At 68.6% G+C, this 23,222-nt stretch carries 25 protein-coding genes and 1 pseudogene; 17 read left to right on the plus strand and 9 right to left on the minus strand.

Translation table 11 applies throughout. The features are described from left to right. Nucleotides 1-20: 20 nt before the first annotated feature. Nucleotides 21-1,397, plus strand: a complete 1,377-nt coding sequence (locus ACTWQR_RS03370; RefSeq protein ID WP_443225350.1) for a cytochrome P450 — start codon at nt 21-23, stop codon at nt 1,395-1,397. A 212-nt stretch (nt 1,398-1,609) separates the two neighbouring features. Here ACTWQR_RS03370 and ACTWQR_RS03375 read toward each other — a convergent pair whose 3' ends face one another. Then, the gene (locus ACTWQR_RS03375) at nt 1,610-3,037 is read right to left on the minus strand and encodes a condensation domain-containing protein (RefSeq protein WP_443225351.1); all 1,428 of its coding nucleotides are present in this window, start codon (nt 3,035-3,037) and stop codon (nt 1,610-1,612) included. Nucleotides 3,038-3,370: 333 nt separating this feature from the next. Here ACTWQR_RS03375 and ACTWQR_RS03380 point away from each other — a divergent pair, with 333 nt between their 5' ends. From ACTWQR_RS03380 to ACTWQR_RS03405, 6 genes are all read left to right on the plus strand, one after another. Further along, on the plus strand, nt 3,371-3,565 hold the full coding sequence (locus ACTWQR_RS03380; RefSeq protein WP_443225352.1) for a hypothetical protein: 195 nt from the start codon (nt 3,371-3,373) through the stop codon (nt 3,563-3,565). Nucleotides 3,566-4,129: 564 nt separating this feature from the next. Beyond that, nucleotides 4,130-4,372 (plus strand): hypothetical protein, encoded by a 243-nt coding sequence (locus tag ACTWQR_RS03385; RefSeq protein WP_443225353.1) that lies wholly within the window; start codon nt 4,130-4,132, stop codon nt 4,370-4,372. A gap of 249 nt (nt 4,373-4,621) precedes the next feature. Next, nucleotides 4,622-4,762, plus strand: coding sequence for a hypothetical protein (locus ACTWQR_RS03390; RefSeq protein ID WP_443225354.1), 141 nt, complete (start codon nt 4,622-4,624; stop codon nt 4,760-4,762). A gap of 288 nt (nt 4,763-5,050) precedes the next feature. Then, on the plus strand, nt 5,051-5,413 hold the full coding sequence (locus tag ACTWQR_RS03395; RefSeq protein WP_443225355.1) for a hypothetical protein: 363 nt from the start codon (nt 5,051-5,053) through the stop codon (nt 5,411-5,413). Between the two features lie 411 nt (nt 5,414-5,824). Beyond that, nucleotides 5,825-6,103, plus strand: coding sequence for a hypothetical protein (locus ACTWQR_RS03400; RefSeq protein WP_443225356.1), 279 nt, complete (start codon nt 5,825-5,827; stop codon nt 6,101-6,103). 510 nt (nt 6,104-6,613) lie between these two features. Beyond that, on the plus strand, nt 6,614-6,961 hold the full coding sequence (locus ACTWQR_RS03405; RefSeq protein WP_443225357.1) for a hypothetical protein: 348 nt from the start codon (nt 6,614-6,616) through the stop codon (nt 6,959-6,961). A 183-nt stretch (nt 6,962-7,144) separates the two neighbouring features. Here the strand turns inward: ACTWQR_RS03405 and ACTWQR_RS03410 are convergent, their stop codons facing one another. From ACTWQR_RS03410 to ACTWQR_RS03420, 3 genes are all read right to left on the minus strand, one after another. Beyond that, a complete protein-coding gene (locus ACTWQR_RS03410) occupies nt 7,145-7,447 on the minus strand; it encodes a hypothetical protein (RefSeq protein ID WP_443225358.1) in 303 nt (100 codons plus the stop codon). 318 nt (nt 7,448-7,765) lie between these two features. Next, entirely contained in the window at nt 7,766-8,065 is a 300-nt protein-coding gene (locus ACTWQR_RS03415; RefSeq protein WP_443225359.1) for a hypothetical protein, read from the minus strand. 221 nt (nt 8,066-8,286) lie between these two features. Further along, a complete protein-coding gene (locus tag ACTWQR_RS03420) occupies nt 8,287-8,775 on the minus strand; it encodes a hypothetical protein (RefSeq protein WP_443225360.1) in 489 nt (162 codons plus the stop codon). Between the two features lie 845 nt (nt 8,776-9,620). Here ACTWQR_RS03420 and ACTWQR_RS03425 point away from each other — a divergent pair. Next, nucleotides 9,621-10,052: a hypothetical protein gene (locus ACTWQR_RS03425; RefSeq protein ID WP_443225361.1), complete on the plus strand. Its 432-nt coding sequence runs from the start codon at nt 9,621-9,623 to the stop codon at nt 10,050-10,052. A 71-nt stretch (nt 10,053-10,123) separates the two neighbouring features. After that, a complete protein-coding gene (locus ACTWQR_RS03430) occupies nt 10,124-10,399 on the plus strand; it encodes a hypothetical protein (protein ID WP_443225362.1) in 276 nt (91 codons plus the stop codon). A 422-nt stretch (nt 10,400-10,821) separates the two neighbouring features. Here the strand turns inward: ACTWQR_RS03430 and ACTWQR_RS03435 are convergent, their stop codons facing one another. Further along, nucleotides 10,822-11,793: a pirin family protein gene (locus ACTWQR_RS03435; RefSeq protein WP_443225363.1), complete on the minus strand. Its 972-nt coding sequence runs from the start codon at nt 11,791-11,793 to the stop codon at nt 10,822-10,824. A gap of 157 nt (nt 11,794-11,950) precedes the next feature. Beyond that, nucleotides 11,951-12,430 (minus strand): SseB family protein, encoded by a 480-nt coding sequence (locus ACTWQR_RS03440; protein ID WP_443225364.1) that lies wholly within the window; start codon nt 12,428-12,430, stop codon nt 11,951-11,953. Between the two features lie 259 nt (nt 12,431-12,689). Here ACTWQR_RS03440 and ACTWQR_RS03445 point away from each other — a divergent pair, with 259 nt between their 5' ends. The 7 genes and pseudogenes from ACTWQR_RS03445 (at nt 12,690) to ACTWQR_RS03475 (ending at nt 18,954) form a co-directional block, all read left to right on the plus strand. Then, complete coding sequence (locus ACTWQR_RS03445; protein ID WP_443225365.1) at nt 12,690-14,516, plus strand: acyl-CoA dehydrogenase; 1,827 nt, start codon at nt 12,690-12,692, stop codon at nt 14,514-14,516. A 316-nt stretch (nt 14,517-14,832) separates the two neighbouring features. Further along, nucleotides 14,833-16,134, plus strand: a complete 1,302-nt coding sequence (locus tag ACTWQR_RS03450) for a M18 family aminopeptidase (RefSeq protein WP_443225366.1) — start codon at nt 14,833-14,835, stop codon at nt 16,132-16,134. A gap of 100 nt (nt 16,135-16,234) precedes the next feature. Further along, the gene (locus ACTWQR_RS03455; RefSeq protein ID WP_443225367.1) at nt 16,235-16,483 is read left to right on the plus strand and encodes a DUF6458 family protein; all 249 of its coding nucleotides are present in this window, start codon (nt 16,235-16,237) and stop codon (nt 16,481-16,483) included. A 392-nt stretch (nt 16,484-16,875) separates the two neighbouring features. Continuing rightward, nucleotides 16,876-17,928, plus strand: a complete 1,053-nt coding sequence (locus ACTWQR_RS03460) for a glycosyltransferase family 2 protein (protein WP_443225569.1) — start codon at nt 16,876-16,878, stop codon at nt 17,926-17,928. Nucleotides 17,929-18,006: 78 nt separating this feature from the next. Next, on the plus strand, nt 18,007-18,171 hold the full coding sequence (locus tag ACTWQR_RS03465; RefSeq protein WP_443225368.1) for a hypothetical protein: 165 nt from the start codon (nt 18,007-18,009) through the stop codon (nt 18,169-18,171). 20 nt (nt 18,172-18,191) lie between these two features. Beyond that, nucleotides 18,192-18,463 (plus strand): annotated as a pseudogene (locus ACTWQR_RS03470) (helix-turn-helix domain-containing protein); the annotation flags it as partial. Further along, entirely contained in the window at nt 18,460-18,954 is a 495-nt protein-coding gene (locus tag ACTWQR_RS03475) for an LURP-one-related/scramblase family protein (RefSeq protein ID WP_443225369.1), read from the plus strand. The pseudogene ACTWQR_RS03470 and the gene ACTWQR_RS03475, both read left to right, overlap by 4 nt. A 200-nt stretch (nt 18,955-19,154) precedes the next feature. On the opposite strand, the gene ACTWQR_RS03480 is transcribed toward ACTWQR_RS03475, so the two are convergent. Beyond that, the gene (locus ACTWQR_RS03480; RefSeq protein ID WP_443225370.1) at nt 19,155-20,027 is read right to left on the minus strand and encodes a carbon-nitrogen family hydrolase; all 873 of its coding nucleotides are present in this window, start codon (nt 20,025-20,027) and stop codon (nt 19,155-19,157) included. 154 nt (nt 20,028-20,181) lie between these two features. Here ACTWQR_RS03480 and ACTWQR_RS03485 point away from each other — a divergent pair, with 154 nt between their 5' ends. Next, the gene (locus tag ACTWQR_RS03485) at nt 20,182-21,006 is read left to right on the plus strand and encodes a maleylpyruvate isomerase family mycothiol-dependent enzyme (protein ID WP_443225371.1); all 825 of its coding nucleotides are present in this window, start codon (nt 20,182-20,184) and stop codon (nt 21,004-21,006) included. A 64-nt stretch (nt 21,007-21,070) separates the two neighbouring features. On the opposite strand, the gene ACTWQR_RS03490 is transcribed toward ACTWQR_RS03485, so the two are convergent. Both ACTWQR_RS03490 and ACTWQR_RS03495 read right to left on the minus strand, forming a co-directional pair. Then, nucleotides 21,071-22,390, minus strand: a complete 1,320-nt coding sequence (locus tag ACTWQR_RS03490) for an MFS transporter (protein WP_443225372.1) — start codon at nt 22,388-22,390, stop codon at nt 21,071-21,073. Further along, nucleotides 22,387-23,037, minus strand: coding sequence for a GntR family transcriptional regulator (locus ACTWQR_RS03495; RefSeq protein WP_443225373.1), 651 nt, complete (start codon nt 23,035-23,037; stop codon nt 22,387-22,389). Before ACTWQR_RS03495 ends, ACTWQR_RS03490 begins: the two co-directional genes overlap by 4 nt. Between the last annotated feature and the right edge of the window lie 185 nt (nt 23,038-23,222).

Consider the following 23,222-nt stretch of genomic DNA (forward strand, 5'->3'; position numbering starts at 1 on the left):
CGCTGCGGGATGATGCGGCCATGAGCACCATCACTCGGATGACCGAGATACCGGGCCCCAAGGGCCATCCTCTGCTGGGTTCGGCACTCGATCTCCAGCGCGACACACTGGGCACCTTCTTACGCGCCCGGCAGGAGCACGGCGACGTGGTCCGTGTCTCCGCCGGCCCACCCGGAATCCGTACGGTGCTGTACTGCGTCTTCTCCGCGGAGGGCGCCCAGCAGGTACTGGCCTCGCAGGCCGCCAACTTCCGCAAGGACAACCAGTTCTACGAGGAGCTGCGGCTGTCCACCGGCAACGGACTGGTCACCGCCCAGGACGCCGACTACCTCCGCCAACGCCGCCTGATCCAGCCGCTGTTCACCAAGCGCCAGGTGGACGGTTACGCCGCGGCGGTGACGCTGGAGGCCGACGGCACGGTGGCGCGCTGGCGGGACGCCGCCGGGGGCGTGGTCGACGTGGTGCGGGAGATGGACCGGCTCGCGCTGCGCACGGTCTCGCGCATCCTCTTCGGCGCGGACGTCGAGGCCGCCGTGGACGTCATCCACGACAACTTCCCCGTGATCAGCGAGTACGTGACGCGGCGCGGCTACTCCCCCGTCAACGTGCCGCGCTCCTGGCCCCTCCCGTCCAACCGCCGAGCCGAGGCGGCGCGCCGAGCGGTGTACGCGGTCTGCGACCGGATCATCGCGGAACGCAGAGCGGCCGGGACAACGGGCCCCACCGCCGATGACGACCTGCTCTCCCTCCTCTCCGAGGCGAGCGGCGCGGAGGACGGCAGCCTCGACGCCGACGAACTCCGCGACCAGGTCCTGGTCTTCCTGATTGCGGGCCACGAGACGACCGCGACCTCCATGGCCTTCGCACTCCACCTGCTGTCCCGGCACCCCGAGGCCCAGGCACGGGCCCACGAGGAGGCCGACCTCCTGCCGTCCGGACGTACACCCTCGGCCGCCGACCTCGACCGGCTGCCGTATCTGACCCGGGTGTTGAAGGAGGCCATGCGGCTGTACCCGGCCGTTCCGGTGCTCGGCCGCCGGTCCGTCGAGGCCACCGAGGTCGGCGGGCACCTCATCCCGGCCGGCGCCGACGTCCTGGTCCTGCCGTGGGTCACCCACCGCCACCCAGACCTGTGGGACGACCCGGAACGCTTCGACCCCGAGCGGTTCACGCCCGACCGCGAGGCGGCCCGCCACCGCTATGCCTGGTTCCCCTTCAGCGGCGGTCCGCGCGCCTGCATCGGCCAGCACTTCTCCATGCTCGAATCCGTACTGGCCCTGGCGGCCCTGCTGCGCTCGTACGAACTGGAGGCGGTGGACACGGAGGTCCCGCTGGCAGCGGGGATCACGCTCCAGGCGACGGGGCCGGCACGGGTGCGGGTGCGGCCCCGTACGTAGCCGTTGACGAGTGGCGCCCCGCGCGAGGATCGCGGAAAGGCCGAACTCGAAGCGTTCGCCGCAGGATGGTGCGGCCCACCTGGCCCCGGCGCTGCTGCGTGGCGGTGCCCGTCACCGCAATCGCCCCCGACGGCTCAGCCGGGGGCGAGCCGGGCGGGGCCTGCCTCGTGTGTCGGCGGTGGCCGCCCGACACGTGGGGTGTCGCGGATCGTTCACCCGGCGAGATCGTGTGGTGCCAGTTCGCGGTAAGCGCGTTCCTCGCGGGCCACTGTGAGGATGACGTCCCGCAACCGCTCGACGTACAGCCGCATGTTCTTGTACGCGGCATCGGTGTCGGGGTAGCGGCAGGCGAACCACAGGCCTTCGTGGAGTCGGTTGAGCCAGACGCACACCTGGTCGCCGTAGGACACCCTGACCAGTCCGTAAGCCGTCAGTTCGGCCCAGCGCTCCGACCCTGGGATACCTCGCGCGTCGACGTACGAGACGATCGAGTACAGGTCGGGCGAGGTCGGGCGGAAGTCCGAGCCGAGCAGGCGCAGTACTCGGGCGAGAGGCATGCGTGCCAGCGACCTGTTGGCCTGCAGCTCGGCGCGCACGGCTTTCAGAGCGCCGGGGAAATCGGGCGCCTGGTCCATGGGGACCTCGATCGGCGCGCCGCCGACGTACCAGCCCACGGAGTCGCACCACTTCGACTTCACCCGGGTGTGGAACGGCACGACGGCGCGGTAGACGGGCTGTCCGCCGATCTCGTGGACGATGAGGCTGGTGGCGGCCAGGATGCCGACGAGACTGCCACCGAAGGGTCGGCAGTACGACTCGAACGCCGCGGCGGTGTCCGCGTCGACGAGCATCTCGCGCATGAGCTTCTGCGTGGGCAGAGCGCCGCCGGGCTTCAGACCGAGTTCGACGGGGAAGTTGGGCAGCTTCCCGTTGCACCGCCCGATGAATTCCCGCCAGCGGCCGACGATCGCGTGAGTGTCGTCGATCCGGTCCGCGCCCGCCCGCTCGATCTCGCAGAAGTCGACGTAACTGCCGACCGGCGGCTTCTCCACGGGGCGGCCCTCGGCGGCTGCCGCGTAGAGCTCGTGGATCTCGCCGGGCAGGCGCTGGATCGAGTACGCGTCGACGTTGCTGTGGTCGAAGACCATGTACACGCTGGCGCCGTCGTCCCTGATGACCGCCGCATAGAGGAAGTTGGGCCAGCTCAGCGCGTTCGCGGCGGCGTCGAAGCGGTCTTGGAGGTGCTGGACGAGTTGCGCCGCGCCGGGGAAGTCGCCGACCACCTCGCGGTGGAGGGACACGGCCTCGGTGTCGAGCGTGAACCGGCGCATCTCGTCGCCGTCCCAGCGGAAGCCACTGCGCAGCGTCTCGTGCCGCAACGTCCAACTGCGCAGCGCGTCCTGCAGTGCGTCGAGGTCGACCCTGCCCGGGATGTCGAATGCCGTACCGAGCCAGGTCGGCACGAACAGGCCGTCCTCCCGCACCGATCGGGCGGTCCTGATGTGCGACTCCTGGACGTACGCCGGCGGCCGGGGGTCCTCCGGAAGGCTCGCCGCCGCCGCCACGGTCGCCGGACTGAGCGCCCACTCGACAAGTCGTCCGGGCCGGACCTCGCAACGCTGGATGTCGGTCATTCGCACGGGCGTCTCCGTTCGCAGTTGGAGCCCGGATCGGGCGGACCCGATCAAGGGAATGCCGCGACCGCGAATGGATTCGCCCGGAACATGATGTTTTCCCACCTTTGAGTGGATTAAGTGATCGGCGGATGTGAGCCAATCGGTCCGCCGGGCATCCAGTGGGGTTAGCCCAGGCGTTGGAGCCCACGGGCAGGTCGCGCTCAGGGGTGCGGAGTTCCTTCGAGTCCAGGCGGAGGGCCCGCTTCTCGTACGCCGAGAAGAAGCCGTGCTCCGAACGGACTTCGCCGAACCCGAAGTTGAGGTATCAGGGCGCCCGGCCTCGGCCAGGGAGCCGCAGTGGGCCGGACCACGTCGAAGGCCGCACCCGGCGCGGCCGGCACCACCAGGTCATCCCTGGTCACCGCCGCCCAGGCCTTCCTCACCTTGCGACGTCCGGACCCGGAACTCCCCACATCTCCTTTCAAGTCGAGCAGGACCCGCCTCGCCAGGGCCACCCTGAAGTCGAATGGCGAGTCGCGCATCACCCGGTGACAGGACAGGCATTCACCCCCGCCGGTTCGGGCCGTCGAAACACTCGCACCCACGCCGATCGACCCCCCGGCACCTGCCCGTTGGCGACGATAGAGCGCCCCACCGGAGGCCGAAGCCGTCCGAAGGGTCGTGGCCACGACCGTCGCCGCAGTGGTGCGAGCACGGCCTTGAGCGCGCACCAGGCTTTCCCGCCAGGCCCGGTACGGCTCGACGAACGGGGCAGTAGCACGGACGAGTTGCGACGAGCACCGAGAGTAAGCAACCTCTCGTCACTTGGCCGAGGTTCGAATCCTCCCGAGGGGAGACCTCCGGCCCTCATGGGGCCGGTGGTCGCCCTTTGCCACCAAGTAAGCCTGCACCATGTCGAGTTGAGCCATCGCCGCCGCGGACCGAGCGGGCGCCACGGCGTGTTCGACCGGCCCTCGACAACCCCGAATGCGCCCATGTCCCCGCGCGGACACGGATATCCGCCAGCGTGAATACCTTGGATGACTACTGCTAGTGTTCGCTCAGTCACGGTAGGCAATCAGCCTCGACGTACAGGCAATGAAGGACCGAGGTTCCATGCGTAAGTTTCAGCAGGCCATGATCGCAGCAGTGGCGGCCGGCGGTCTGTCCGCCATCGGCGCCGGCGCCGGTACCGCCTACGCCCATGACGGCGCGCCGCACGTGTCCGACCTCTACCGCCCCTACCAGGAGTGCAGCCCGCAGACGGTGGCCCAGAGCGACCTCCCGGTCGCTGTGCTCGGTCTCTCCGAGACCTTCGACACCACCTGCGGCCAGTACAACAACGCCTTCACTGACTGAGGTCGGCGGCGTAATCGTGCACGACGCTTTCCGCGAGCCCCTCGGGGTCACCCCCCGAAGGGGCCCGTTCACGTGCGGGCACCCGGAGCGCGCGGCCGCTCCTCTGGCCTGCATGCGTTCGCGACGGCTCTGAAATCCGGCGCGTGGATGAGAGGTTGCCGGCATTTCGGATTGGCCGGCCACAGTCCTGAGGAGCCGGTCAATCACAGATCGCCTCCTTTCGTTCAAACCGCTGAAGACGATGCACACATGCTTCGCACGGTGGACGTCGCGGCAGTCGCCCTCGGCAACAACGCGTTCCTCGGGGCCGGTACCACCCACGCCGACGGAGATACGGGCGGCGACCACTCCGAGATCCCGCAGAGCGACACCGCAAGTCGCACGACCTGAACCTCGAAGTCCTCGGCGAGGTCGGGCAGCTCAACGGTCTGCCGGGCACTGCGCCCAGCAGCGAGGGTCCGGTGGGCGCCCAGGCCACATCGATCGGCTCGGGCATGTACTGCGGCTGCAGTAACAGCGCCTTCAGCAGGTCAGCCCTTCACTTCGCAAGCGAAACGGACCCGAACGTCCCGGACATGGGTCGGACGCCGGAGCCCGTCTCTCCGACATCCCAGGGTCCGGCGCGGCCGGTACGCGGCGCACGGCTCCCGGGCACCCCTCACAAAGGAGACGCATCACATGTTCAGTAGGAAGAAGATCGCGGCCGTCTTCGGCCTTCTTGGCGGCCTCGCCGCGACCTGCGCCTGCGGCACCCAGGCGTATGCCGCAGGCCCCCCAGGGAACTGCGGTATCGACAGTCAGGGCAACATCACGTGCGTCCAACGGACCGTCGGCACGCCCGAGGGCGACGGGTTCATCATCCGCCAGACACAGACCTGCGTGCCGGTGGAGCCCTTGTCGTTGCCCGTCGTCCCCATTCTCAACAATGGGAGGACGCGGATCGGGCCCGAGGTGACCTGTGCCCCCAACACGACGCAGGCACCCGGCAACCGTGAAAACGGTAGTGAAACCGGTCTGCTGCCTGGCCTGCTGGGCAGCTGACCCCCGGACGGAACGTTCCGACAACTCCCACATCTTCAAGCAGCGGATGGCCGGATACCAGGGTGACCTGGGCCGGCCATCCGCTGTTTTCGCGTCTCGCGAGCGCACGGTCGCGCGGCACGACAGCCATGGGGGTGTCGGCGGGCAAACGGGTGACCGCCCCTCACCGCCCGTGACTCGGCCCCGGGGAATCGTCGTTTCAAGGGGAGAACGGTGAACCCACGACCAGCCGCATCACCAGCTCCTTCATCCCCTTCAAGTCCGCGGAGGGGCGGACGGAAGGGTGCCTCGCCATAAGCCGACACGGCGCATAGAAGGGCCAAAGATCCCAAATGACTACGTTTCGTGTGTATATGCTCACATTAAGTAGTCAAGCCAGGGCGTCACGCCCAGCTAAGAAAGGGTCAAACTATGCGCAAGTTTCAGCGGGCCGCGGTCGTAGCCGCAGCGATCGCGGGACTGTCCGCCATCGGCGCCGGCGTCAGCTTCGCCAACGACGGCTACGACGGTGGGGTCACCGCGATTGCTTCCTCGCAGGCCAACGCCGTGGCCAACTGGGGCGGCGCCCCGCACGGTCACCCGCACTCCGGCCCGCACGCGGCTCCGTCGTTCGCGCCGGAGAACGGTGTCAACTTCGCACCGGACTACGGCCAGGGCGGCCCGGAGCACGGTCACGGCGGCCCCAGGTAAAGAAGCGCCGAGGGCTCGATGCGCAGGTTTCAGCGGGCTGCGGTCGTAGCAGCAGCGGCCGTGGGGCGAGTGGTTCCGTACTCCACGCCACAGTGCGTCCCATAGGCCGTTTCGAAGGTGGTTCGCGCCGCAGCCCGCACCCCGGTCGGCCCAGCAATCGGTCGCCTCGCGGACCATCGCGTCGCACATCGCCTCGGAGCGCCAGAACAGGCGCATCGACATCCGTCAGAACACCGTATGCACCGTATGCAAGTCGCACGATCTGAACCTCCATCTTCTGGATCAGCTCGGGCTGCTCAACGGTGTACTGGACAACACCCTCAACGGCAAGGCAGCCCGGACGCGCAGCAAACCCACCAGGGTGCGCGTCCGGGCTGCGTCAGTGCCGTCGCCGGACGCAGCTGAAGACGCGTCAGGCGTCGGGTCCCGTAGTTCGGACTTCTCCAAGGCTCGGGCGCAGCCGATCAACGGCACAGACGCCCGGGCCTCGATTGCAAAGGAACGCAGCACATGTTCAGTCGGCAGAAGATCGCAACCGTCTCGGGGCTCCTCGGAAGTCTCGCCGTAATCTGTGTCGGCGGCGCGCCGGCGTACGCCGATGAACCCCCGCGCGATTGCAAGACCTCCGCCGCCGGTGAAACCACCTGCATTCGCAAGAGCGAGATCGTTCACAACGACAAGCACGGCAGGTATGTCGTCAAGCAGACGCAGGAATGCTCGACGACATACCGGCCACACGTGGCGTTGCCCGAGGACAAGGTGCTGAACCAGGGGTCCAAGAAGATCGGGCCGGTTGTGGACTGCTCCAACACGGTGCCACTGCCCAAGGGTTTCAAGCGGCCTCACTTCGCGTTCTGAGGCGCGATCGGCGAATGCCGGACCGGGGATACCCGGTCCGGCATTTCGGTTTTCTGGGGGGACGGTCGACCCATTTTCTGACGTAACTGTCTCGTACCTCGACGGCAACGGGACAGGGCTTTCCGGCGACATAAAAGCCTCGGTGCCCCGGCCTGTGGCCGGGGCACCGAGGAAGGTTCTGACTTACTTGCCGACGCTGTTGTCGCAGCCCATGGTCGAGCCCATGTGGGTCTGCTGTGCGCCCGCGTTGCCCTCGCCGTTCAGCAGGTTGCCGCCCAGGCCGTTGAGGATGCCGACCTGGCCGAGGATGTCGAGGTTCAGGTCGTGTGACCTACAGGTGCTGCTCTGCATGATGTTGAAACCGCCGTCTTTTTTGCCCGAACCCCAGCCGCCCTGACCCCCGTCGGCGTGGGCAGCGCCAGCGCTCAAGAGTCCGATGCTCCCGAGGGCGGCGACCAGGACGGCAGCCTTGCGGAGCTTTTGCATGTCATCTCCGATGGAGTGAGGTGGATGCGATCTGTAATTGATCGCCTTCGTACAGTTACAGAGGCTAATACGAAATATCCGCAAAAAACTCTGCGGCACGCCGAATTCGGGCAACCCTCACCATGTTGGTCTATAGCTGGCAATACCGCACACCGCGAGTGAATCGCGACGCCGGCACATGACCCCGTCGACTCGGCCGCCGCTCACGAAGCCGGTCGGATGGCTATTTCGACACAAAAGAGGGCCCCGGCGCCGAGCCTGGGGCTCGGTGCCGGGACCAGTTTCCCGCTCTCGGCCGCCTATGCGACCGTCAGGCGCCTAGAAGGCGCTGTTGTTGCAGCCCATGCTCGAACCGATGTGGGTGTCCTGCGCGCCCGGGTTGCCCTCACCGTTGAGCGCGCTGCCCAGCAGGCCGTTGAGCAGCCCGACCTGGCCGAGGATGTCGAGGTTCAGGTCGTGCGACTTGCAGTTGGAGCTCTGCAGGACGTTGAAGCGCTCGCCGCCCTTGCCGTGGCCGCCGCCGTGCCCACCCCCGTCGGCGTGGGCAGTGCCGGCGCTCAGGAGTCCGACGCTGCCGATGGCAGCGACCAGGACGGCAGCCTTGCGAAGCTTGTGCATGTCATCTCCGGTGGAGTGAGGTGGGGTGCGATCTGTAATCGACCGCCTTCGTACAGTTACGGGAGATTAGTACGAAATACGCTCAAAACACCCGACGACGCGCCGGAATTTCGTGATCTTGTCGGGAAGCATCCTGACGCCGCATCACATGCGAACGGGCCCTTCGGGGACGATCCCGAAGGGCCCGTTGCTGGGCGTCGATGTCTGGCCGTCCGGCGGCCCTAGCGGGAGGTCGCGAGGGCGCTCGAGAGGGCATTCGACTGGCTGTTGGCCTGCGTGCAGTCGATACCCCGGGTCTCGGAGGCGGCGAGCAGGGCAACCGGGGCATTCGCGTTGAGCAGGGACTGCGGGCTGCACTCCTGGTCCGGGTGGAAGAGGTTGTTCTGGTTCGGCGGGGTACCACCCTGCGCCGGGGCCGGCTGGGGGGAGACCTGTGGGTTGATCTGAGGGCTCAGCTGGGGGCTGACCTGCGGGCTGACCTCGGCGCCCCGCTGCGGGGCCGCCTGCCGCTGCGGGGTCGGCGAGCCGTTGGTGTGCGCGGTGGCCTGCGAGTTGGTCCACGAGGCGGCCTGGGCGTCGGGCTGCCCGACGGGCGGCGGAGCAGCACCGTTGTACGCAACGGGAGTGGCGGAGAAACCGGGCCCGGCGCCGATGGCGGACAGACCGCCTGCAGCTGCGACGACGAGCGCGACCTGCTGAAGCTTGCGCATGGAACCCTCGGCCCTTCATTGACCTGTACATGGAACTTATTGAAATGCTGGATGAGCCAGTGCAGTTGTTGCTGTTTTTCTGCCTTGCGCTGCTGCGTTAGACCATCGTTCTGGCCCAGTGGGGAACGAGATGAGTACGCGACCAGTCACGGGATCCGGGGCATGGTCACCCATTTGCCAGAGGGCATGAATCGCCGATCAACCGGGGCCAGATCGGACCGGGAACAAAAGCGGTTAATCCGATGGATGGCAAATGGGTGAGGAAGTTTTGGATCCCGTGACCGGGCCGGAGGAAATATCGTTGCCAGCTGGGAGAGGGCAGCGATCATGAATCAGAGAGGGGCTGTCGGCTCCGGCGTGAAGTCCGCGTGTCAGCCCAGGGATTGCCCTGTTGGGGCGCAGTACGAACATCAGGCTGGGCGCACGCAAGACTGCACCGAATACAACGGATTTCCCTGCACAGGTATTGAAGGGCCGAGAGTTCCATGCGAAAGCTTCACAAGGCCGCGCTCGTCGTAGCAGCGGCCGGCGGTCTGTCCGCCATCGGCGCCGGCGTCAGCCATGCCGACTCTCCCGTCGGGTACAGCGGTGCCCCTCCGGCGCCTGCTTCCCAGTATCCGCCGCCCCAGGCGGCACCCCCGGCGCCCGCTCCGCAGTACCAAGCACCTCAGTACCAAGCACCCCAGGCCCCTGCGCCTGCTCCTCAGTACCAAGCACCCCAGTACCAAGCACCCGCGCCTGCTCCGCAGTACTCAGCACCCCAGCAGAGCGCTCCGCAGGCCGCGGCGACGTCCGGTTCGGCGGGCACCGCGCAAGCCTCCGCTCCACAGCAGTATTCCCAGCCCGTGCCGCAGGCCGCTCCTCAGCAGTATTCCCAGCCGGTGCCGCAGGCCGCTCCCCAGGCGCCCGCCCCGCAGCAGAGCGGTCAGGCCTCCGCCTGGGCCTCGTCGAGTGGCACCGCACACGCCTCCGGCTCGCCGCACGCCTCGCAGCAGTCCGCCCCCCAGCAGCCGGCGCAGGTCATGCCGCAGGTCACCCCGCAGACGGCGCCGCAGGTCATGCCGCAGGTCGCCCCGCACGTCGCCGTACCCCAGGCCTTCAACCCGGAGCCCGCGCCGCGTGTCGCCCCGCAGGTGAACCCGGAGGTGAACCCTCAGGTGAACCCGATCATCAATCCGCTGATCGCGCCGGCCGGCGCACCGCAGGTGTCCCCGCTCGGCCTCGGACAGGTCGCGGCGCCTCCCGTGGGCCAACTCGGTCTGCCCCGAGTCGGCTGATGGCCTCTCAGTTGTCCACCGTCCCAACTCGATCTGCCGCAGACCAGATCCGCTCGATCAACGGAGAAAAAATGCGCAAGCTTCAGAAGGTCGTCATCGTGGGCGCCGTCCTCGGCGGCATCGGCTCCTTCGGTGCCGGCACCGCCCTCGCACACGAGCGGGGGCACGACGGTTTCGACGTCACGCAGGGCATCGAGTGCCGCTCGCACGACATGAACATCGACGTGCTCGGCAGCGTCGGCGCCATCAACGGCCTGCTGGGCAACGCGCTCAACGGCGAGGGAAACCCGGGTGCGCAGCAGTCCCACCTCGGTTCGGACATGGGCTGCAACAGTCAGGCGTTCTGAGCAGCCGCTCTACAGGCCTCTCCCCAAGACCCTCCCCTCTTCGTGTTCTTCGCGGTCCTGCAAAAGGGCCGCTGACCTCCGGGCCCGGTATGACTGCTCCCCTTGGCGATCGGATGACCTGGGGTGGTGTCACCGGGCCCGAGAGGTGCCGTGGAGACGTGACCGTGGCCAGAAACAGCCACGTCGGCCCGACGGCTGTGTGCGTGATGTCGCCGCACCACTTGGTGTTGAGTGCCGACGCGGTGGAGCCCGGTTCATCAGGTCGGCCGGGCACTCGCCGGTCTCCACCACACGGCCGACCGCTGAGCGGGACGACCTCGACGTCCATCGGTCGGCGCAGGCGTGAAAACGGGACCCGGTTCCCGACCGTTGTGCGGTCGGGAACCGGGTCCCGTTCGTGAGTTCCTGGGCGTGGCCGGGGCCTACAGCCCGCCCTCGGACATCCCGTGGACGGCGGGGACCGTGCCCAGCCGCCCCTTCTGGAAGTCCTCGAAGGCCTGCTGGAGTTCCTCGCGGGTGTTCATCACGAACGGGCCGTAGTGCGCCATCGGCTCGCGGATCGGCCGGCCGCCGAGGATGGCGACCTCCAGGGACGGGGTGTTGGAGTCCTGCTGCTCGTCCGCGCGCACGGTCAGCGAGGAGCCCGCGCCGAAGACGGCAGTCTGCCCGGTCTGCACCGGCCGGCGCTCCGCGCCGACGCTGCCGCGCCCGGCCAGCACGTACGCGAGACCGTTGAAGTCCTCGCGCCATGGCAGCGTGAGCTCGGCGCCGGGCGCCACGGTCGCGTGGACCATGGTGATCGGCGTGTGCGTGATGCCGGGACCCTCGTGGCCGTCCAGCTCACCGGCGATGACCCGCAGGAGCGCGCCGCCGTCGGGGGTGGTGAGGAGCTGGACCTGGCCGCCGCGGATGTCCTGGTAGCGCGGAGCCATCATCTTGTCCTTGGCCGGCAGGTTCACCCACAGCTGGAGCCCGTGGAAGAGCCCTCCCGACACGACGAGCGACTCCGGCGGAGCCTCGATGTGCAGGAGGCCCGAGCCCGCCGTCATCCACTGGGTGTCGCCGTTGGTGATGGTGCCGCCACCGCCGTTGGAGTCCTGGTGGTCGAAGATCCCGTCGATGATGTACGTCACGGTCTCGAAGCCACGGTGGGGGTGCCAGGGGGTGCCCTTGGGCTCGCCCGGCGCGTACTCCACCTCGCCCATCTGATCCATCATGATGAACGGATCGAGGTACTTGTAGTTGATCCCGGCGAACGCGCGGCGAACCGGGAAGCCCTCACCCTCGAAACCGCTCGGCGCGGTGGTCACGGCGAGCACGGGACGGGACACGGCCTCCGCCGACGCCGTCACACGGGGCAGGGTCAGCGGGTTCTCGACGGTCACTGCAGGCATGTCGGTACCTCCTTGTGCTCCGAGTTTAGTTGAACGTAGAACTTTCTGCCACCCAGAACACAGAACGCCCGGAGGGCATTCCCTCCGGGCGACCGGTGCGTACATATGGGCACGTACGCGCACATACATGGGCGCGTGTACGTAGCGACCGCGGGTGTCAGCCGTACATGCGGCGCATCGCGAAGTCGACCATCTGCTCGACCGCCTTCGCGTCGAAGACGATGCGGTGCTCGCCCTCCATGTCGAGGACGAAGCCGTAGCCGGTGGGGAGCAGGTCGATCACCTCGGCGCCGGTGATGACGAAGTACTTGGACTCCTTGCCGGCGTACCGGCGCAGTTCCTTGAGCGAGGTGAACATCGGGATCACGGGCTGCTGGGTGTTGTGCAGCGCCAGGAAACCGGGGTTGTCGCCGCGCGGGCAGTAGACCTTGGAGGTGGCGAAGACCTGCTGGAAGTCCTCGGGGGTCAGCGACCCCGTGGTGAACGCGCGTACCGCGTCCGCGAGGGACGGCGGCGAGGGCTCGGGGTAGAGCGGCTGCTGGCCGTAGCCGCCGGGCCCTTGCTGCTGCTGCGGCGGCGGCTGGGGCTGCGCGTACTGCTGCTGGCCCGGTCCCGCGTTCTGGTCGTAGCCGTACATGGGGGCAAGAGTACTGGCGGGGCGGGACGGCCGGACGTCGCACTGGCTTCCGTTCAGGATTTCATCGAAAAGGTGGCGGAGTCCTACGCTCGCGCCCGAATGTAGACCCTGCTCACACTTGGGCGGCTAGGGGTTGCTTCTTATTACCGACGGGTAGCATCATCGTAGCTACTCGTTGGTACGTGAACCAGATACGCACCAGCCGCGAACCAGGTACGAGGAATCACCACCTCCCCGACCCTTTAACGGAGCCGTCGCCATGGGGCACTACAAGTCGAATCTCCGCGACATCGAGTTCAACCTCTTCGAGGTGCTCGGGCGCGACAAGCTGTACGGCACCGGCCCGTTCGCGGAGATGGACACCGAGACCGCCAAGAGCATCCTCGAAGAGGTGACCCGTCTCGCGGAGAACGAGCTGGCGGAGTCCTTCGCGGACGCCGACCGCAACCCACCGGTCTTCGACCCGGAGACCAACACCGCGCCGGTACCCGCGTCCTTCAAGAAGAGCTACCAGGCCTTCATGGACTCCGAGTACTGGCGGCTCGGCCTGCCCGAGGAGATCGGCGGCACGACCGCGCCCCGCTCCCTGATCTGGGCGTACGCGGAGCTGCTGCTCGGCGCGAACCCGGCGGTCTGGATGTACTCGTCAGGACCGGCCTTCGCCGGCATCCTCTTCGACGAGGGCAACGAGGTCCAGAAGCACATAGCGAAGATCGCCGTGGACAAGCAGTGGGGCTCCACCATGGTGCTCACCGAGCCGGACGCCGGTTCGGACGTGGGCGCGGGCCGTACCAAGGCGGTCCAGCAGGAGGACGGCTCCTGGCACATCGAGGGCGTGAAGCGGTTCATCACGTCCGGTGAGCACGACATGTCGGAGAACATCCTCCACTACGTGCTCGCCCGCCCCGAGGGCGCAGGCCCCGGCACCAAGGGCCTGTCCCTCTTCCTCGTACCGAAGTACGAGTTCGACTTCGAGACCGGCGAGCTGGGCGAGCGCAACGGCGTGTACGCGACGAACGTCGAGCACAAGATGGGCCTCAAGGCCTCCAACACCTGCGAGATGACCTTCGGCGACCGCCACCCCGCCAAGGGCTGGCTGATCGGCGACAAGCACGACGGCATCCGCCAGATGTTCCGGATCATCGAGTTCGCGCGGATGATGGTCGGCACGAAGGCCATCTCGACCCTGTCGACGGGCTACCTGAACGCCCTCGAGTACGCCAAGGAGCGCGTCCAGGGCCCCGACCTCGCGCAGTTCATGGACAAGACCGCGCCCAAGGTCACCATCACGCACCACCCGGACGTGCGCCGCTCACTGATGACGCAGAAGGCGTACGCCGAGGGCATGCGCGCCCTCGTACTGCACACCGCGGCGCTCCAGGACGACATCCAGGCCAAGGAGTCCGCGGGCGAGGACACCACCGCGCTCGAGGCCCTCAACGACCTGCTCCTGCCGATCGTGAAGGGCTACGGCTCCGAGAAGGGCTACGAACAGCTCGCCCAGTCCCTGCAGACCTTCGGCGGCTCCGGGTTCCTCCAGGAGTACCCGATCGAGCAGTACATCCGGGACGCCAAGATCGACACCCTGTACGAGGGCACGACCGCCATCCAGGGCCAGGACTTCTTCTTCCGGAAGATCGTCCGCAACCAGGGCGCGGCGCTGAACTCGCTCGCCGAGGACATCAAGAAGTTCCTGGCGCTCGGCACCGGCGGCGAGGAGCTGTCCGGCGCCCGCGAGCACCTCGCCGAGGCGGCCGTCGAGCTGGAGGCCATCGTCGGCCTGATGCTCACCGACCTCGCGGCGACCGAGCAGGACGTCAAGAACATCTACAAGGTCGGGCTCAACACGACCCGGCTGCTGATGGCCTCGGGTGACGTCGTCGTCGGCTATCTGCTGCTGAAGGGGGCCGCCGTCGCCGCCGAGAAGCTGGAGACGGCTCCGGCCAAGGACAAGGCGTTCTACGCCGGCAAGATCGCGGCGGCGAAGTTCTTCGCGGCGAACGTCCTGCCGGGCGTCACCGGTGCGCGCAAGCTCGCCGAGGACGTCGACCTGGACCTGATGGAGCTGGACGAGGCCTCCTTCTAAGCGGTCTCGGGGAGGTGGGGTGCGTTCCCGCGTCGTCCGGTGCGGTGCATCGGCGTGCTGCCGCATCGCCCTCGTACTGGACGTACTTGGGTGATGCGGCAAGGCGGCGAGGTGCCGTGCCGGGCGGCGCGGGGGCGTGCCTCACTTCCCCGAGACCGCTTAGAGGCTTCCGGCACCGCGCTCGACGGGTCGGCCGGGCCCTGAATGTCCGGCCGAGCCCCGTCCGTCCGGTGAGTCCGCCCGATCCATACACCCCATACGAGGGCCCGTTCCCCATCGCCGGGAGCGGGCTCTCGTACGTCGTTAAGGTGAACCCATGCGCACACCCCCACGCTTCGATCGCGGCCACACCGACGACCTCATGACCTTCCTGGCGGCGAGCCCGTCGCCGTACCACGCGGTGGCGAACGCCGCCGAACGGCTGGAGAAGGCAGGCTTCCGGCAGGTCGCGGAGACGGACGCGTGGGACGGGACGAGCGGCGGCAAGTACGTGCTGCGCGGCGGCGCGATCGTGGCCTGGTACGTGCCGGAGGGCGCCGAACCCCACACGGCCTTCCGGATCGTCGGTGCGCACACCGACTCCCCCAACCTGCGGGTGAAGCCGCGCCCGGACAGCGGTGCGCACGGCTGGCGCCAGGTCGCGGTGGAGATCTACGGCGGCCCGCTGCTCAACTCCTGGCTGGACCGGGACCTCGGCCTCGCCGGGCGGCTCTCGCTCCGGGACGGTTCGACGCGGCTGGTGAACATCGACCGGCCGCTGCTGCGGGTCCCCCAACTCGCCATCCACCTGGACCGTTCCGTCACCTCGGACGGCCTCAAGCTCGACAAGCAGAGACACCTCCAGCCCATCTGGGGCATGGGCGACGACGTACGCGACGGCGACCTGATCCGCTTCCTGGAGCGGGAGTCGGGGCTGCCCGAGGGCGAGGCCACCGGCTGGGACCTGATGGTGCACTCCGTGGAACCGCCCGCCTACCTGGGCCGCGACAAGGACCTGGTGGCGGGCCCGCGCATGGACAACCTCCTGTCCGTGCACGCCGGTACGGCGGCGCTGGCGGCCGTCACGACCGCTGAAGCCACCGAACTCCCGTACATCCCGGTCCTCGCGGCGTTCGACCACGAGGAGAACGGTTCGCAGTCGGACACCGGCGCGGACGGGCCGCTGCTCGGCAGTGTGCTGGAGCGTTCCGTGTTCGCCCGCGGGGGGACGTACGAGGACAGGGCGCGCGCCTTCGCCGGTACGGTCTGCCTCTCCTCCGACACGGGTCACGCCGTTCACCCGAACTACGCCGAGCGGCACGACCCGACGCACCACCCGCGCGCGAGCGGCGGCCCGATCCTCAAGGTGAACGTCAACAACCGCTACGCGACGGACGGTTCGGGCCGCGCGGTCTTCGCCGCCGCCTGCGACAAGGCCGGCGTGCCTTTCCAGACCTTCGTCTCCAACAACTCCATGCCCTGCGGCACGACCATCGGCCCCATCACCGCGGCACGCCACGGCATCAAGACGGTCGACATCGGCGTGGCCATCCTCTCTATGCACAGCGCACGTGAACTGTGCGGCGCGGACGACCCGTTCCTGCTGGCGAACGCGTTGGTGGCGTTCTTGGAGGGCTAGAAACGCCAGGCCCTGTTCGTCTGCATGCCCGCGGTGGCGTCGGGTACCCGGGGTGGGCCCGGAACGACACTGTGCTGGTAAGTAACAGGAGGCGACACCCATGGGCCTGGGCGGATGCATCATTCTGATCGCCGCTGGGGCGATCCTCACGTTCGCGACCGACTGGGACATGCAGGGGGTCAACCTCGACCTGGTCGGCATCATCTTCATGCTCGTCGGACTCATCGGCGTGGCGACGTTCAGCAGCATCGCCAAGCGGCGCCGGGTCGTGGTGCCGCCGAACACGCCGGTGATCGACGAGGAGCGGCACCACAACCGGGGCGGGTACAGCGACGGTTACGGCGTCTGACCGGCGCCCGACTGGCGTCCGACCGGCGTCCGACCGGTATGCGGACATGACGCATCGGCAGGTGGCCGACGGACCCAACGACGGACGGCAATAGGGGCACACGCACTGGAGCGGTACAGGACCCCCGGAGCGGTATGCACAGGGCATGCGGAGACAACCTTGAGCATTTCGTAACCGGGGGATTCTTGTGCACTTGTGGGGATGAGGTGAACACTCGGGACCCTGAGGCCCGGGGGGGAAGCAGTGCTGGGCCTTTCCACGAGTACCTCGGGGGGCTCCACGTGCTCGACTCCGCTGCCCCGGCGTCCGCCCTGGCACACGATCCGCGTCGGCAGATATCCGGCCGCCACGCCGCTCGCCGCGCGCACGCCGCCCCCGAGGAACCCGGAAGCATTCCGCGCCTCGCGGCTCTGATACCGGCCCACAACGAGCAGGACCGCATCGCGGCCGCCATCGAGGGCCTGTGGAACCAGACCAGGCGCCCCGACCTTGTCGTGGTCATCGCCGACAACTGCACGGACGACACCGCCGCCGTCTCCGCGGCCCACGGCGCCCAGGTCTTCCACACGCAGGGCAACACCCACAAGAAGGCCGGCGCCCTCAACCAGGCCATCGCCTGGATGCTGCCGCATCTGGACGAGCGCGACCTGCTGCTGGTGCAGGACGCCGACACCGTTCTCAACCCCTGGTTCGCCGAGACCGCCCTCGCCACCTTCAACCGCAAGGTCGGCGCCGTCGGCGGCGTCTTCTACGGCGAGGAGGGCGGCGGCTTCCTCGGCATGCTCCAGCGCATGGAGTTCCACCGCTACGCGTGGGAACTGGAGCGCACCGGCGGCAAGGCACAGGTCCTCACCGGCACCGGCACCATGTTCCGCGCCCGGGTGCTGCGCGAGGTACGCGTCGCTCGCCGCGACGGCGTGATCGGCGGCGGCACGAGCTACTACAGCCTCGCCTCGCTCACCGAGGACGACGAGATGACCAAGGCGGTCAAAACCCTCGGCTACCGCACCATGTCCCCGGCAGGCTGCGCGGTCACCACCGAGGTCATGCCCACCCTGGGCAAGCTGTGGCACCAACGTCTGCGCTGGCAGCGCGGCGCCCTGGAGAACCTGCGCGACTACGGCTGGACCCGGGTCACCGCCCGCTACTTCGCCCAGCAGTTCCTGATGGGCTTCGGCGCACTGTCCTTCCTCGTCTACCTGACCTTCATGATCACGTACACCACGCTGTACGGCTGGCCCGGATTCTCCCCGTTCTGGACCGCGATCGGCCTGATCTTCATGGTCGAGAAGACCGTCTCGGTACGCCGAGCGGGGCCCCGTGCCGTCCTGGTCGCGGCGCTGATGATCCCGGAAATGCTCTACGACCTGTTCCAGCACGCCATCTACCTCACCTCGCTGTGGGGCCTGCTGCGCCGCAGCGAGGAGAAGTGGGTGGCCACGTGAACCGCCCCCCACGCACCAACGCACCACACCACCACGCACCACACCTCTATGACCTCTAAGACCTCTAGGAGAACGACCATGTACGGAAGAGTGATCGGCGCCGGTTCCACCGGTGCGGGCGGTGCCACCCTGGCCGCCACCGGCCTGTGGATGAACAGCATGGCCCTGATGGTCACGGCCACCACGCTGGTGGCCGCGGGTGTGGCCCTGTACAAGCTGGCCCCGCGCCCGCGCCGCCGCTGACCGGGAGGGCGCGGAGGGAGGCTGCCCGCGCGGCCGTCTCCCCCGCCACGCTCCACCGGCGTTTCTCCGCGCAGATGGGGACGACTCCACTCGCCTGGCTCACCGGGGAGCGGGTGGCGCTGGCGTGCCGACTGATCGAGCGCGCTGAGGAGCGGCTCGACGTGGTGGCCAGAAGAGCGGGCTGGGCACGGCCGCGAACCTACGCGCACGACTGCGCCGCGAGACAGGACTCAGCCCGTCGGCCTATCGGCGGCGTTTCGGACCGTCCGCCGGGGAAGCCCTGACCGTATGAGATTCCAGGTACGCGACCGGCTCCTCGGCTTCGGTGAGGACTACTGGATCGAGGACGACCGCGGCGACAGGGCGTTCCTCGTCGACGGCAAGGCGATGCGGCTGCGGGACACCTTCGAGCTGAAGGACACGCACGGGCGCGTCCTCATCGACATCCGTCAGAAGATGCTCGCCCTGCGGGACACGATGGTCATCGAGCGGGACGGTGAGCCGCTGGCGACCATCCGGCGTAAGCGCCTGTCGTTGCTGCGCAACCACTACCGCGTGGCCCTCGCCGACGGCACCGAGCTCGACGTCAGCGGCAAGATCCTCGACCGCGAGTTCACCGTCGAGTACGACGGGGAGCTGCTGGCGCACATCTCGCGACGGTGGCTGCGGGTGCGGGAGACGTACGGCGTCGAGGTCGTACGGGACGACGCGGACCCGGCGCTGCTGATCGCGGTGGCTGTGTGTGTCATCCACCTCGCGGAGAAGGAGCGGGAGGAGGACTGAGCGCTCCGCTGGAAGAACGGTGATGCTGTGTCGATATGCGGCTCCGCCGCGTGCGCGGGCCGGTGGGGGCGCAGGCCGGTGAGGGCGCGGACCGGTGAGGGCTGGTCGCTCCCCCACTCTCGGCTCCTCCCCCCGCGCCCCGTACGGGGCGCGGTACCGCACCGAACTTGGCCAAGGCCGCTTGGAGGAGGACCAGGGGGCTAACGCCGGGGGGCGTCGAGGCCCAGCAGCCGGTCCTTCAGCGCCGGGAACTGTTCCCGCGTCACGCCGACCTTCGCCGGGTCGAACTCCACGGTGAGGATCTCCTCGTCCGAGCCCGCCTCCGCGAGGACCTCGCCCCACGGATCGACCACGATCGAGTGACCGGCCTGCGGAACTCCCGCATGAGTGCCGGCCGTTCCACACGCGAGGACGTACGCCTGGTCCTCGATCGCCCGGGCCCGGGCGAGCAGGGTCCAGTGCGAGCGGCGGCGCTCGGGCCAGCCCGCCGGGACGACGAGCGTCTCGGCGCCCGCGTCGACGAGCCCGCGGAAGAGCTCGGGGAAGCGGAGGTCGTAGCAGGTGGCGAGCCCGAGCGTGGTCGACGGCAGCCGTACGGTGACGAGTTCGGAGCCCGCGCCCATCAGCACGGCCTCGCCCTTGTCGAAGCCGAAGCGATGGATCTTGCGGTACGCGGCGGCCAGTTCGCCGGAGGGGGAGAAGACGAGGGAGGTGTTGTAGAGAGGGCCGTCAAGGGGACCATCACCCGCGCCGGAGCTGCCGCCGGATGCGGCCCGTTCCGGGTCGGATGCGGCACGTTCCGCGTCGGATGCGGCACGTTCCGGGATCGATCCCGCGTGCAGCCATACGCCCGCGTCGCTCGCCGCCTTGGCCATCACCTCGTACGTGGGCCCTTCGAGCGGCTCGGCCTCGGCGCCGAACGACTCGTACGCGAAGGCGCCGGTCGTCCACAGCTCGGGCAGAACGACGAGATCGGCACCGGCTTGTTCGCGTACCAGCGAGGCGACGCGCTGCCTGCGAGCGGGTACCGATTCGCCCTCAACCACGGCGATCTGGAGGAGAGAGGCGCGCACACTACCACCGTCCTGGCATTCGAGCCTTTGATACGGGCCTACGATCGTCACACGAAAGCACTGCCGGGGTGCCTCTCAGCAGCGTAACTTAGCGTCCCAAGACACCCGCTGCCCGTGCACTGCCCGCGTCCAACCGCCCGAGGGGTCCCGTTCCGTGAGTCTGCATCCCAGCCTTCAGTCCTACGCCGACGCCTGGACCCACTCCACCGATGCGATATCCGAGTTGGTGTCGCCGCTGGTGGAGGGTGAGTGGAACCGGCGGACGCCCTGCCCAGGCTGGTCGGTGCGCGACATCGTCTCGCATGTCATCGGCCTGGACTGCGAGATGCTGGGCGACCCGCGGCCGATCCACACCCTCCCCCGCGACCTGTACCACGTGACGAACGAGCACCAGCGGTACATGGAGATGCAGGTCGACGTACGCCGTCACCACACCGCGCCGGAGATGACCTCCGAGCTGGAATACACGATCATCCGCCGCAACCGTCAGCTGCGGAACGAGTCGCGGCAGCCGGACACCCTGGTACGCGGCCCGCTCGGCACCCAGATCACCCTCGAAGAGGCCATGCGCAACCGGGCGTACGACGTCTGGGTGCACGAGCAGGACCTGCGCACCGCCCTCGGCCGGCCGGGCAACCTCGACTCGCCGGGCGCGTACGTCGCCCGCGACGTGCTGCTCGGCAGGCTGCCGAAGGTCGTCGCCAAGGACGCGGGCGCGCCGCCGAACTCGGCGGTCGTCTTCGACGTCCACGGGCCCGTCGAGTTCATGCGCACGGTCCGCGTCGACGCCGAGGGCCACGGTTCGATAGACGGCACCCCGTCCCTGGGCCCGGCCGCCACCCTCACCCTCGACTGGGAGACGTACTTCCGGCTGGCCTGCGGCCGGGTGACACCGGAGGCGGTGGCGGACCGCCTGAAGACCGAGGGCGACCCGGAGCTGACGGCGGCGATCCTGAGGTGGTTCGCGGTCACGCCGTAGCGCGGATGCCGGGGGGCGTGGTCCGTTTCTCCGCCCCCCGTCGCCTCCGCCCCGCCCCGGGTGCCTACACAGGAACGTGCACCGTCTCCACCCGACTGGCCACCAGCCGCTCCCGCTCCCGCCGGGCCGCCTGCTTCCTCAGCCGCAGGATCTGGCTGAGGCCGAGCGCCTGGAGGACGAACACAGCGGAGAACGCGACCGTGTAGTCGTCCCCGCCGGCGTCCAGGAGCACCCCGATCGCGAACAGGGTCGTCATGGAGGCGACGAAACCGCCCATGTTGGTGATACCGGAGGCGGTGCCCTGACGCTCGGGCGGGTTCGCGGGGCGGGCGAAGTCGAAGCCGAGCATCGACGCGGGCCCGCAGGCACCGAGGACCGTGCACAGCACGATCAGCAGCCACATCGGCGCCCGGTCGGCGGGATAGGCGAGCGCGGCGCCCCACACGACGGCCGTCGACAGCACCGTGCCGAGCGCCAGCGGCAGCCGCGCCGCGTGGTGCCGGGCGACGACCTGCCCGTACACCAGGCCGATGGCCATGTTGGAGAGCACGACGAGCGTGAGGAGTTCCCCGGCCGTCGCCCGCGACAGGCCCTGTGCCTCGACGAGGAACGGCATCCCCCACAGCAGCAGGAACACCATCGCCGGGAACTGGGTCGTGAAGTGCACCCACATCCCGAGCCGGGTGCCGGGCTCCCGCCAGGAGGCCGCGATCTGCTTGCGTACGTACGCGGCTCCCTGGTGCGGGAAGGGCTCCGGCTCGTGTCCCTCGGGGTGGTCCTTCAGGAACAGCAGCATCAGTACGAGGACGACGACACCGGCGAGCGCGCTGCCCGCGAAAGCGGCCGTCCAGCCGACACCGCTCAGCAGGCGGGCCAGGACCAGCGTCGAGACGAGGTTGCCCGCCATGCCGACGAGCCCCGCGAGCTGCGCGACCATCGGCCCGCGCCTGGCCGGGAACCAGCGCGAGCCCAGCCGCAGCACGCTGATGAAGGTCATCGCGTCACCGCACCCGAGCAACGCGCGCGAGGTCAGCGCCATCTCGTACGAGGGCGAGAACGCGAAGCCCAACTGCCCGGCCGTGAACAGGATGACGCCGATGGTCAGCACCTTCTTGGTGCCGAGCCGGTCGACCATCAGGCCGACGGGGATCTGCATGCCCGCGTAGACGAGGAGTTGGAGGATCGAGAAGGTCGAGAGGGCGGAGGCGTTGACGTGGAAGCGGTCGGCGGCGTCGAGGCCGGCGACCCCCAGGGACGTACGGAAGATGACCGCGACGAAGTAGACGGCGACGCCGACCGACCAGACGGTGACGGCTCGCCGGCCGCCGGGCGGATCGCCGGGCAGGCTCAGCGCGGACGACGAAGACGATGAGGACGAGCTCATCGGACGTCACCCCGCGCCAGGCTGGAGAACCAGCTGACGTGCCGGTGGACCAGGTCCACGGCCGCTTCCCCGTCGCCGGACCGCAGCGCGTCGAGGATCTCCTTGTGCTCGATGAGCGTCTTGGTGATCCGGTCGGGGTGGGCGTGCATCACGGCGACGCCCATCCTCAACTGCCGGTCGCGCAGCTGGTCGTAGAGCCGGGAGAGGATCTCGTTGCCCCCGCTGCGGACGATCTCGGCGTGGAAGCAGCGGTCGGTGACGGCGGCTCCCGCCAGGTCTCCGGCCGCGGCCTGCTCCCGCTGCTTCTCCAGAAGCTCGGTGAGGCGCTCGATGAGCGCGGGCGAGGCCGGCACCGCCTTGCGGACCGCGTGCTCCTCGACGAGCTGGCGGGTCTCCACCACGTCCGCGATCTCCTGCGCGGAGACGGGCAGCACCAGGGCGCCCTTCTTCGGGTAGAGCCGGATCAGACCCTCGACCTCCAGCTTGAGCAGCGCCTCGCGCACCGGCGTCCGCGATACCCCGACGGCCTCGGCCAACTCACCCTCGGTGAGCAGCGTCCCGCCCTCGTAACGGCGTTCCAGCACTGCTTGCTTGACGTGGGCGTAGACGCGGTCGGCGGCGGGCGGTTGCTTCACGACCAAAGACATGGCGACAGCATAGATACAACACGTACGCATCTGTCGCGGCGGTCCATGATGTGGACCTCGGCGTGAACCCCGACACGAATCCCCGCGCGAACCCCGATGAACCAACTGCACATCCATTTGTGCTACCTACGTGTCTCACGAGAAGGTGGCACTCTCAAGTGGCCGCCCTCCTGGGGCATTTCGCA

Source organism: Streptomyces sp. 2A115 (assembly GCF_052245575.1).
GTDB lineage: Bacteria > Actinomycetota > Actinomycetes > Streptomycetales > Streptomycetaceae > Streptomyces.